Genomic DNA, 13,156 nt, shown 5'->3' with positions numbered 1-13,156 from the left:
GGTGGAGAGTGTATACAAGTTTGTCATGGAACATCTTCAAGACGGAAGCTTGGACAAAACAGTAGCCGTGCAGCTGCTCAAAAAGCTCAAAGCAGAAGAGGATGCTAATACAGCATTCGGGTCAACCAACGCTGTCAAAGATATTGCCATTGTGGGCATGGCTTTGAAATTGCCGCAGGCTGATTCTCCCGGAGAATTCTGGGACAACATCGTCAGTGGTACGGACAGCATTCGTTCCTTTCCTGAATCCAGAGTGCCTGACATCCATTCATATCTGCAATATTTGGGCATGTCGCCAGACGAAATTCAATTTAATGAAAATGCCTATCTGGATGAGATTGATAAATTTGATTATGCCTATTTTAAAATGTCACCCAAAGAAGCCAGTCTTACGGACCCCAATCACAGACTGTTTCTGGAAACGGCATGGAAAGCGATCGAAGACGCAGGGTACGGGGGCGGAAAACTGTTGGGCAGTCGTACCGGCGTATATTTGGGCCTATCCAATAATATTCGGGATTTGTACTCACGTTTTATCTATGATGCGGAACCGGAATCCTTTGCGTACTCGCTAGTGGGTAATCTGGCTTCTGTAGCGGCTGGGCGATTATCCTTCTTACTGGATTTAAAAGGGCCGAGCATGGTGGTGGATACGTCTTGTTCATCCTCTCTGGTGGCCATTACACTGGCTTGTCAGGCGATCAAGGACGGGCAATGTGATCAGGCGCTCGTCGGAGGAATCAAGATTAATCTGGTTCCATTAAAGAGTGATCATATCAAAATCGGGATTGAGTCGACAGATTGGAGAACCAAAGCGTTTGATGACGATTCGGATGGATCGGGTATTGGTGAAGGCGCAGGGGTGGTGATGCTCAAACCACTGGATAAAGCGTTGGAAGACCGTGATCAGATCTACGCTGTTATCAAAGGGTATGGCGTAAATCAGGACGGTAAATCCATTAGTATCGCTGCACCGAACCCGGAGGCACAGACCGAAGCAATTCTTCAAGCCTGGGCGGATGCGGGTATCGATCCCGAGACAGTCTCTTATATTGAGACACATGGCAGTGGCACCATGTTGGGTGATCCGCTGGAGGTACAAGGGATTGAGCAGGCATTCCGGCGTCACACGGGTAAAAGTCAATTCTGCGGAATCGGCTCAGTCAAAACCAATATTGGCCACCTGTCGGAGGCGGCGGGTGTCGTGGGATTGATCAAATCGGCTTTGTCACTGCAACACAAACAGATCCCTGCTTCCAAACATTTTCACAGACCGAATCGGGCCATCGATTTTGCGGCTTCCCCGGTCTATGTGAATGCCCGATTGCGGGAATGGGATACCCATGCAACACCACGACGTAGCGGTGTAAGTGCATTTGGAATCAGTGGAACCAATTGCCACATTGTACTGGAAGAAGCGCCGAACACTACGATTAAAGAACCGGATATACGTGGTAATCATCTTCTAACCGTATCGGCCAAAACGAAGGAAGCTCTCCAGAAGCTGATTAAGGAATATGCCAACCTGCTCTCTCAAGTTGAATCTCGGGATGTACCTTCTCTGTGTTATACCGCCAACACAGGGAGAGGGCACTACTCGTACCGTTTACTTGTCACCGGGCAGGATGCGGAAGAGCTCTTTCTTCACTTAAATGAAGCTGGACAAATGATCGGATTAGATGGGGATTTGAGCAAAAGTACAGGATTCAATGGACATCAAAGTCCAGGGATGTATTACGGTTATCACAAGGTTAGCAGCGATCAAAATCGTCCGGAATCATCAGCTGCAGGTGGTGAAGATGGCCACACGGGCCATCGGACGATGAGTTTGAATCCGGAACTGGCGAAGATGGGCAAAGGTCAGCAGGTCGATCAGGACATCCTGAATCAAATTGGAATGCAGTATATACAAGGTGCAGAACTGAACTGGGAGCTTCTATATACAGGGGACGGGCTACGTAAAACAAGTCTGCCAACCTATCCATTTACCCGGACTCGCTGCTGGTTTGAAGTTCCTGAGATGGCTCGTACCGCCGCTACCGCAGATTGCAGCAATGAAGTCTCTGAAGAAACGACGCCAGCCCGATTCTATCGGATGAACTGGAGGAGAGCGGATCTAACTGAGCCTGAACCGATTCAAGGAACAGGTGCAGTTTTGATTTTGAAGGACGAGGGTAATCGGGGAAGTGTATTGATTGAACGTCTTAAGCAGTCGGGGCGCCAAGTGATTGAGGTCGGATATGGAGAATCTTTCAAGCACGAACCGGACGGATCGTTTACGTTGAATGGGTCCGAAAGCAACTTTACGGAGCTGTTTGCAGCGCTGGGGGATACATCCATCAGTGACATTATACATCTCTTTGCAGTGCCGACTTCTGCGGAGATTCGTACACTTCAGGACTTGGAACATAGTCAGCAAAAAGGCGTATATAGCCTGTTTTATCTGATTCGTGCGCTCATTGAACATGGAAGTGACAACGCACTGAATATGATGCTGGTCTCTGAACAGGTCTACGAAGTTACAACGGGTGAGAGCCGACTCTCTCCTGAAGCGGCCTCGTTATATGGTTTGGGTAAAGTACTCGCCTTGGAATATCCGCATATTACCTGTCGAAGCATTGATCTGGACGAGAGCACAGGTGCAGATGAACTGCTTCAGGAAATGGGTTCCCAAGATCAGAGTTATACCTCTGCCTACCGTAATGGGATTCGATACATCGAGGAATTGGGTGAAGTTCAAGCCGATGAGTTGAGGGATTCCCCTGTCCATATCCAAAAGGATGGTGTGTACGTCATTACCGGGGGAACAGGTGGGATTGGTCAGGAAATGGCAAAATTCTTCGCTTCCCAAGCAGAGGTCAAGCTTGTGCTAATTGGGCGTACCCCAGTTCCTGCAAGATCGGAATGGGAAACACTTCTTAACAACCCGGAGCTTGAATCCAAGATGGCAGCTCGTCTCCGTAATTTCCTGGCGATTGAACAGCAGGGTTCAGAAGTATCCTGTTATGCAGCCGACGTATCAGATTATGCAGCAATGCAGGATGTACTGGCCGATGTCAGGGAGAAGTATGGGGCTATCACGGGCGTGATCCACGGTGCAGGGGTGCCGGCGGTTGGATATTTGATACGCAAAACGCAGGAAACGTTTGATGAAGTCCTTTATCCAAAAGTGCAAGGGGCCTGGATACTGGACCAATTGACTCGGCAGGATGAGCTTGATTTCCTGGTCTTTTTCTCTTCCGGTCTGTCTCTGTCAAGTGAAGTTGGGCAAGGGGATTATTCAGCGGCTAATGCCTATCTGGATGCCTTGTCTTACTCACGCAGCAAAAGTGGTCTGAAGACCTTGTCTATCAATTGGTCTTCATGGAAAGAAGCGGGCATGTCTGTGGATTATGGTTTTAATGTAGACGCCATTACGAAAGCCCTTCCGACCGAACAGGCAACGGCCGGATTTTTTGCAGCATTGAACAAAGAGGTGCCGCGTGTGTTGATCGGGGAATTTACATACCATCCACGGTTTGCCAAAGCACTGTTGACCAAGTTTCCATTCCGATTCTCCGAAGAGATGACAAACAGGCTGAAAGAAGCCGAGAAGTTGGAAGAGTCGCGTCAGGTGGCTCCTGCTGCAGCTAAACGAAACAAATCGGTGAATGCACATGTTGAGCTCAAAGGGAAAGACGGCGAGGATTACAACAGCATCGAACGGCAGATTGCAGGCATGTATAACGAAGTACTCGGTTTTGAAGAGCTGGATATCCACGACAGCTTTTTTGATCTGGGCGGAGATTCGATTTTGTTAAATCGATTATTTTCTCTGCTCGAAGATGCTTATCCAGGCAAAATGAAGCTGATCCATCTGTTTTCGTACACCAGTGTACATGCGTTATCCCAATTTGTCATGACCAAGTTGGAAATAAAGCCGGCTGCTGAGCCAGCCCAATCGGTGGATGATTTTGAACAACTGTTTAAAGACATTGAAGCCGGTAGTCTGAGCATTGACGATGCAGTCAAGAGCTTCGAGGATCGTTGAGGAAGGAGAACCCGATGAACCAAACAAGCCAGATGCTGAGAATCATTATTGAGAATGCAGCCGCGGGCAAAATTGATAAACAGGTTGCTGCCCAGCTGCTCAAAGGATTGAAATCGGAGGGGAAGCGGAGCGACTCGGAGGGAATTGCCATTGTAGGCATATCAGCCATGCTTCCGTCTGCGGACAATATTGGGGAGTTTTGGGACAACATCCGTGATCGTTGTGATTCCATTGCCAATTTTCCGGACTCTCGTCGTCAAAATATAGATGCCTATCTCCGATATGCAGGATATGGAGAGGACATCCAATACAGTGATGGTTCCTATCTAAAGGATATCGACCAATTTGATTACAAATTATTTCGGATTCCGCCTCGGGACGCCGCGCTGATGGACCCTTTTCAGAGACTATTCCTGCGAACAGCCTGGAGTGCACTCGAAGATGCGGGATATGGCGGGAAAAGTCTGGCTGGCAGCCGGACAGGCGTATACCTAGGATTCGCCAGTAACATTAAGGACAGCTATCTGAGAATGATCCAGGACATTGATATTCAATTAACTTCCGATGCAGCTGTGGGCAATATTTCTGCCATGATGCCTGCACGAATCTCTTATCTTCTGGATCTAAAAGGGCCTTCGATGGTGGTGGACACCGCCTGTTCATCCTCATTGGTGGCCGTGCATCTCGCCTGCCAGTCCATTCGGAATGGTGACTGTGATATGGCACTTGCCGGTGGATTGCGTGTGAACCTGATGCCACTGGATACAGAGTATTACCGCGGGGGTCTTGAAGCATCGGATGGACGAACAAGAGCCTTTGACCATTCATCGGATGGGGCTGGAATCAGCGAAGGGGTTGCTACGGTATTACTGAAGCCGTTGAGTAAAGCGCTCAAGGACAAAGACCAGATCTATGCGGTCATCAAAGGAAGTGCTATTAATCAGGACGGAGCTTCCATCGGGATCACCGCTCCCAATCCGGAGGCCCAGGCTGATGTGATATCCAGAGCGTGGGATCAGGCGGGAATTCACCCCGAGACCCTGTCCTATATTGAAACACATGGGACGGGCACAAAGCTGGGAGATCCTTTGGAACTTGAAGGCTTGGAGCTTGCTTTTCAGAAGTATACGGATAAAAAGCAGTTTTGTCCGATTGGTACTGTGAAATCGAATATGGGTCATCCCTATGAAGCAGCAGGTCTGGTCAGTCTGATCAAGGCAGCACTGGTAATCAAAAATCGCGAAATCCCGCCGTCTCTTCATTTTGACAGACCCAATGGACAGATCGATTTCAAGACATCACCTGTGTATGTTAACACAAGACTCCGCAAATGGGAGGGGAAAGAGTCCCCGATGCGCTGTGCGGTCAGCAGTTTTGGCTTTAGCGGGACGAACTGTCATCTGGTGCTGGAAGAAGCACCGGTTGCCACGGTTGTTGACGCTTCTTATGCGAAGGCAGGTCTGGTCGTGTTGTCCGCCAAGTCTGAGTCAGCTCTGCGGGAGCTGGTCACAACATATAGCCGATTTGTACAGGACAAACCGCCCACATGCCATCTCCAGGACCTGTGTTATACCGCCAGTGTTGGCCGAGGACACTACAACTTCAGATTGGCTATAGTGGCAGAGAATCTCGCTGATCTGGGCTTGAAGCTGCAAGTGCTATCCTTGGCAGAAACGTGGAATGAACCTGAGTCGTGGTTCAGCTATGGGGAGCACAAGATTGTACCTGCCAGCAAATCACAGCTTGAACCTGGTGACATAACTGAAGCGTCACGAAAGAAGCTTGATCGAGAGGTACAGGAGCTTACACAAGGGGTTAACCTCTCCGAGTGGGATGATGAAGCAGGGGTGACCGAACTTGGTTCGTTATACGTACAAGGGGCCGATGTGGATTGGGTGGAATTGTACAAAGGTACGCATGTGCGACGTGTCAGCTTACCCGTGTACCCTTTTGAATCCCATCGCTGCTGGATTGATCTTCCTGATGAACTGGTTTCGAATCGTATTGACAGAGGCGCGACAGTGTCTTCACAACACACAGAAGAATTTCACTATACGATGCAGTGGAGAGCAGCTGAGCGGAAACGCACAGGCAGCGGGATCTCCGTTATGCCGGAAACAGTATTGTTGATTGAAGGCAAGTATGGTGCAGGTGACTCCGTAGCTCGTGTGTTAGAACGTACCGGGGTGAAGGTAATCCGGGCAGCACTGGGTTCTGCTTATGCAGACTTAATCGATAATCGATATACGCTTGGTGACCAGGAAGCGGATTACGACCGTCTCTTCGCAAGCCTTCAAGGCAAATCGGTGGATCACATTATACATGTTGGCTGTTCTCTGGATACCCCGCAGCCGGGGATTCAAAGTCTGTATGAATTGCAGCGCAGTCAGCGCCGAGGTACGTACAGTGTGTACTATTTGGTGCGTGCCCTGATGAGAAGTGACTTTGCCGAGATTGCTGGTATTACACTGATTGCATTAAATGCACACCATATTACGGGAGAAGAATCCGCTCAGCGGCCGGAACATGCGCCATTCCTGAGTCTAAGCAAGGTACTAAACCGTGAACATCCGTCCATCTCTTTCCGATCCTTTGACGTAGATGCAGATACCACTGCAGAGGATTGGATCGAGGAAGCATTGGGGACAGAAGAGCAGGGGGACTACCTGATAGCTTACCGTAATGGACAACGTTACGTTGAAGAATTTACGCGTGTGCAGGTTGCAGGAGATGCCCCATTAGTTGTACGCCCTCAGGGCGTGTACCTGATTACAGGTGGCGGCGGTGGTATTGGTTTGGAAACAGCGCGTTTCCTGGCTTCCAAGGCTCCCGTGCGTCTGGCTCTGATCAATCGCACCCCGATACCGGATCGTGTACATTGGGACAACCTGATGAATCAGCCCGATCAAGCCAAGCTTCGCCGTTTCATTACAGCCGTTATGGAGCTGGAGGCCGCAGGTTCGGAAGTCTCCTGGTACAGTGCGGATGTGGCTGACCGGGAAGCGATGGATCGGGTGATTCGGGATATGCGTACACGTTATGGTGCTATTCATGGAATCATTCATGGGGCGGGCGTCGGTGGAGATCAACTTCTGGTGGATCGGAGTGAGGAACGGTTCAGTGAAGTGCTGGCATCCAAAATATATGGTACCTGGAATCTGGACGAACTGACCCACAGTGATGATCTGGATTTCTTTGTGATGTATTCATCTGTAGCGACGATGTTCAGTGGTGTAACACAAGCAGACTACGTGGCGGCAAATGCCTACCTGGATGCCTTCGCTGATGAGCGTACCCTAAGAGGAAAACGCACACTCACCGTGAATTGGACCACATGGAAAGAGACGGGCATGTCGGTGGATGCTGGTTTCACCGCAGATACCATTTTCAAAACGGTCCTTACGGCACAGGCCATACAGGGCTTGGAACAAGCCATGAACTCCTCCATTCGCAGGGTGCTGATCGGGCAACTGAACTTCAGTGGCGGTGGCGTGCGTTTGCTGGATAAAATGCAGGTTCGATTGTCCACAGAACTTAGTGGCAGAGTGGCTGAATATCTGCAAAGTGCTGCTTCCAAAACGAGGTCGACCAAGAAGGTTGGCAGTACTTCAAGCGGTGAAGTGAAATTATCAGGCAAGAGTGAGGGTGGATATACCGCTACTGAACGGCATGTTGCCAGCGTATGCAAAGAAGTTCTGGGATTTGACGAGATCGATATCTATGAGAACTTCTTCGAGCTTGGTGCTGATTCCATTCTGCTGCTGAAAATCCACGCAGGACTTTCCAAAAGATACCCTGGCGTCCTTGCCGTAACGGACTTGTTTGAATTTTCGACGATTCACAAGCTGGCGGAATATATTTTCAAGGAACATGGTGAATCGGAAGAAGAGACGGTTGCTGTACTGAGCGACATGGATGCTTCTGCAACCAGCGAAGAACAGACATCACCCGAAACTGAGAAGCAAGCAGAAATGTGTGCTCAAGATGAGCAGCATTCACGACAGACTGCTTCCGGACCATTGTCTGGGGATCTAGCCATTGTGGGGATGGCTCTGAATGTAGCTTCCACAACCGATGTATCCGAATTCTGGGAGCATATTCAAGGCAAGGTGGATCATATCCGTCCTCTCCCAGAACGACGACAACAAGATCTGGACTGGTACTTGCAAAATACAAGGTTGGACCTCCCGGAACTGGATTCCAAAGCGGGAGCTTTTATAGAAGACATTGACTTATTCGATTATTCATTCTTTAAATTATCACCGAAAGAAGCGAGTCTGACAGACCCGAATCAGCGTCTCTTCCTGGAGACCGTGTGGAGGGCCATTGAGGATGCGGGTTACGGCGGCGGGAAACTGGCCGGTTCGGATACCGGTGTCTATTTGGGGTATTCAACAAACACAGTTGATATGTACTCTCGTTTCATATATGAGACGGATTTGGGCGCTCTTCCGGATGCCGTGGTGGGTAACACACCATCGATCATTCCTGCTCGCATATCGTATTTGCTGAACTTGAAAGGGCCGAGCATGTTGGTGGATACGGCCTGTTCTTCGTCCCTTACAGCGGTGCACATTGCTTCGCGTGCCCTGCTAAGCGGAGAGTGCAGCATGGCCGCAGTAGGTGGAATCAAAATCTCAACCATGCCGATCACCAAAAAGAACGAAAACATGCTCCAGGGTCTGGAGTCTGGTGACGGAAAGACAAGAGCATTTGATGATGATTCTGATGGTGCCGGGCTTGGTGAAGGCATCGGAGTAGTCATGCTAAAAAGGCTGGAGGATGCGTTGAGGGATGGGGATCAGGTATACGCCGTACTCAAAGGCACTGCGATGAATCAGGATGGCAGTTCAGCCGGCATTACGGCTCCGAATCCAGCGGCTCAACAGGAAGTTATTACTAAAGCCTGGAGACAGGCAGGTATTCATCCCGAGACGATCACGTACATGGAAACGCATGGCACAGGAACCGCGCTGGGTGATCCAATTGAAATTAAAGGCATCCAAAATGCGTTCCGACAATTCACAGATCGACGTCAATTCTGTGCGGTCGGTTCCATTAAAACCAACCTGGGTCATACCTCTGAGGCAGCCGGTATGATCAGCCTGATCAAGGCGGCACTTGCCGTCAGGCATGGTGTGATTCCACCGAATCTTCATTTTAACCGTCCTAACCGAAATATTGATTTTCATGCTTCGCCTGTATATGTGAATACACGATTACGACCGTGGAAGGTGAAGGACGGACCTCGACGCTGTGGTGTCAGTGCATTTGGCATCAGCGGAACGAATTGTCATGTCATCCTGGAAGAACCACCAGTGATTACACCTGTATCTGCACCAGCACGTCCTCATTTGCTGGTATTGTCTGCTCGATCCGAAGAGGCACTTCAGCGGTTGGTTGCTGAATATGTTCGTCTGCTGGATCGGAACAACCAATATGAACTTCTAGATATGTGCAGTACTGCAAGCACAGGACGGGGACATTACCCGTTCCGGTTGTCACTTATGGTACGGGATACGGAAGGGTTGCTGAATACCTTGAGACAGCTGGAGAACAGATCATTCCAATCCATTGCACTGCCGGGAGTTGAGTTCGGTGAACACCGGACTGTTCCCAAGAGTAAGAAGGATCGGACAGCTGGTGAAATGACCGAATCGGAAAAAATGGGTCTTAGCCAATTAATGCGTTCGGCCATTCAGAGCTTTGTACAGAATGGAGGCGAGTCGGAGTATTTGTTAAAGCAGATTGCCCATCTGTATGTACAGGGAGCAGATGCGGACTGGGAAGAACTGTACGCAGGTGAACATGCTCGCAAAGTCAGCTTGCCTGCGTATCCGCTGGAACGGAAGCGCTGCTGGATCCATATTCCCGAACGTCCACAGCTGCGTGAGGTCTCTATAGAAGAGGCCGAGGCCCCACTGCATTATGCGGCTATGTGGAAAGAAATGAATCGAATATCGACTGGTCAGCATGGAGGCAATACAGAACCGGTTGTGATGTTGATGGATAGAAGTGGTATCGCCTCATCTGTTGCCGAGAAACTGGAAGCGGAGGGCCGGCTCGTAATCAAGGTTTACCGCGGAGATTCCTATACCAATCAAGCCAATGCTGAATTTACCATTCGATCATGTGAAGAAGATTATGAACGGTTCATTCGAGCGGTAGAGCCTTATAAAATCTCGCAGCTTTTTCATTTCTTCGCACTGGATCAACATGGAGATGAAGGTACCGTGGGGGAATTGGAAGAATCGCTTGATCGCGGCGTGTATAGCCTGTTTTATTTGTCCAAAGCGATGTCAAAGGTTCATTTCAAACGACCAGTCGATCTGGTACTGGTGACATCTTGTACACAAAGCGTTACGGGCAGTGAACTGTACATTCGTCCAGAACACGCACCTATGGTGGGGCTTGGCAAGACCATCTGTCATGAGATGAATCAATTCCGCTGTCGAAGCATTGATATCGATGTCGAGACACCGATGGAGCAATGGTTACAGGAAATTCGGGAGCCTGACATCTTATATCTTGCCGCTTACCGTAAGGGGCGTCGATATGTCCAGGAGCTGGGTGAGATTCCGATGTCCGTATTGCCCGAACGACCGATTCACATGCGCGAAGGTGGTGTGTATCTCATCACTGGAGGCACAGGCGGGATTGGACTGGAGACAGCGAGTGCATTATCTTTAGCGCCGGAGAAAATCAAACTTGTGCTGATGAATCGTTCACCGTTTCCAGAACGGGCAACATGGGAAGAGGTGCTGTCCTCAGGTGAGGAAACCAAGTTAACCGCTCAAATCCAGCGGATCAAAGAGATGGAAGCTCGGGGCACAGAAGTACATCTGTACAGTGTAGATATTGCTGACCCCCTTCAGCTCGCATCGGTGCTAAGCAAGATCAGACAACAGCACGGTCCGGTGTCTGGTATTATTCACGGCGCTGGTGTTGCCGGAGAAGGTTTCCTGATGAACAAAGACCGTGAAGCCTTTGAACGTGTCATGCGCCCTAAAGTGTTGGGGACATGGAGCTTGGATCAATTGACACGTGCAGATCAACCGGACTTCTTTGTCATGTTCTCCACAGCTACAACATTTTTTAGTGAACCTGGACAAGGGGACTATACTGCCGCCAATGCTTATATGGATTCGTTTGCGGCTCATCGCAGGCAAGCGGGTCTGTCCACCCTTGCCGTGAATTGGACGGCGTGGAAGGAAACCGGCATGGCCCGGGATTTTCATGCCAATTCAGATGGTGGATTCAAGGCAATCACGACAGCGAGAGGTATCCAGGGGCTGCTAGAAGCCATGGGTAAGGATGTAACCCAGGTTCTGATCGGGGAGCTCAATCGGGAGGGAATCTACCAACATGTCTCTGATGACATGCCGCTCATGCTGTTCTCTTCTGACATTAGCGAGGCTATTGAAACCGGACGCAAGGGTGATGCCAGTTGTTCACAGGAAGAAGCGGGCGATATGAAGTTGTTGGGCAGGACAGACGAAGTTTATTCCGTCATTGAGAGCGCCTTAGGTCGATTATGGAGTAAGGCGCTTGGGGTCAATGAACTCAGTATTTACGATGATTTCTATGAGATGGGTGGAGATTCCATTCTGGGCCTCAAGATCGCCAATGGTCTCACCAAAGAGTTGTCGATCCTTGTGAATACAGCAGAAATCCTGATGTATCCAACGATTGCGGAATCGGCTGCTTATCTGGAAGAGTCCTATGGTCTATCCATAAGCGGAGATTCCGAGGGAGCACTACCTGTGTTGACACGTGTGGAGCCCCAACCTTATTACCCGGTTTCTTCTGCTCAGAAGAGATTCGTCGTTCTAGACCGGCTGGAGGGCCAAAATACTAATGCAAACATACCAAGAGCCTCCATCATGGAGGGAGATTTTGAGCATGGGGCATTTGAACAGATCATTCGCAAGCTGATTCAACGTCATGAATCGTTCCGGACTTCATTTGAATTTCTGGATGGAATTCCTTATCAGAAGGTTTGGGATCAGGTCGATTTCAATGTGGGTTACTCAGAGTCCACTCGGGAACAACTTACCGAGAAGCTCCTTGGTTTCGTGAAACCTTTTGAACTCGATCAGGCGCCGTTATTCCGTTTCGAAGTGGTTAAGCTGGCTGATCGTGTACACGCCGTATTTTTTGACATGCACCACATTATTACGGATGGCATGTCGATGGACATCATTATGCAGGAGATCATTGATCTGTATGAAGGGCGTGAGCTGAAACCACTCACCATCCAGTACAAAGATTATGCGGTGTGGCATAATGCCTTGCTCTCTTCCGGTGCTCTGCTCAAACAGGAAGAGTATTGGCTGAACCTGTACAAGGATTCCATCCCGCACCTCAAATTGCCTACCGATTATCCTCGTCCTTTGGCCAATGAATTCGAAGGAGATCAGGTCGTGTTTATTGGTAATGAAACCTTGACTATGGATCTGGAACGCATGGCTGCCAAGACAGGAACGACCTTGTTTATGTTGCTGCTTGCAGCGTACAACGTGTTGCTGGCCAAATATGCAGATCAGGATGATATCGTTGTGGGCTCTCCCATTGCGGGCAGATCACACGCCGATCTGGAGGATGTTGTGGGTGTTTTTATTAACATCATCACGATCCGTACCAAGCCACAATCGGAAAAAACGTTCCTGGAGCTGCTGACCGAGGTAAGAGAAGCTGCACTGAAGTCTTATGAGAATCAACAATTTCAGTTCGAAGATCTGGTGCGGAAGCTTAACCTGAACAGAGACAGACACCGTAATCCTTTATTTGATGCGATGTTTGCTCTTCAGAATGTAGGTACAGTGGACGTTACAGTGGGCAAATTCAACACGACGCCATATGAGTTTGGAGCAGCGGAGAGCCGTTATGACGTGTACCTCGAGATTATTGAGAAACATGACAAGCTGCGATTTAATCTGGAGTATCGGACCAAACTCTTCAAGCGGGAAACAGCAGAGAAGATGCTTCACGATTATGTAGCGCTGCTGCAACAGTTATTGCTTCATCCGGGGCAGAAGCTGGGCGAAATTGAACTGGAAAGCAGCAAGCATATGCTGGTTTCTTACGATCCAGCCGCAGAAGATCTTGATTTTAATTTCTGATCAG

Annotated in this window: 2 protein-coding genes; both read left to right on the top strand. The window is 49.4% G+C overall.

Translation table 11 applies throughout. The annotated features are described in order from the left end of the window. The first annotated feature begins 1 nt into the window (after position 1). On the top strand, positions 2-4,030 hold the full coding sequence (locus tag NLBNIHML_RS13175; RefSeq protein ID WP_494354515.1) for an SDR family NAD(P)-dependent oxidoreductase: 4,029 nt from the start codon (positions 2-4) through the stop codon (positions 4,028-4,030). 14 nt (positions 4,031-4,044) lie between these two features. Continuing rightward, on the top strand, positions 4,045-13,152 hold the full coding sequence (locus tag NLBNIHML_RS13170) for an SDR family NAD(P)-dependent oxidoreductase (protein WP_494354514.1): 9,108 nt from the start codon (positions 4,045-4,047) through the stop codon (positions 13,150-13,152). Positions 13,153-13,156 lie beyond the last annotated feature (4 nt).

Source organism: Paenibacillus sp. JNU01, assembly GCF_059130585.1.
Note: the sequence above shows the minus strand (reverse complement) of the source record. Positions and strands in the feature narration are given on the sequence as shown.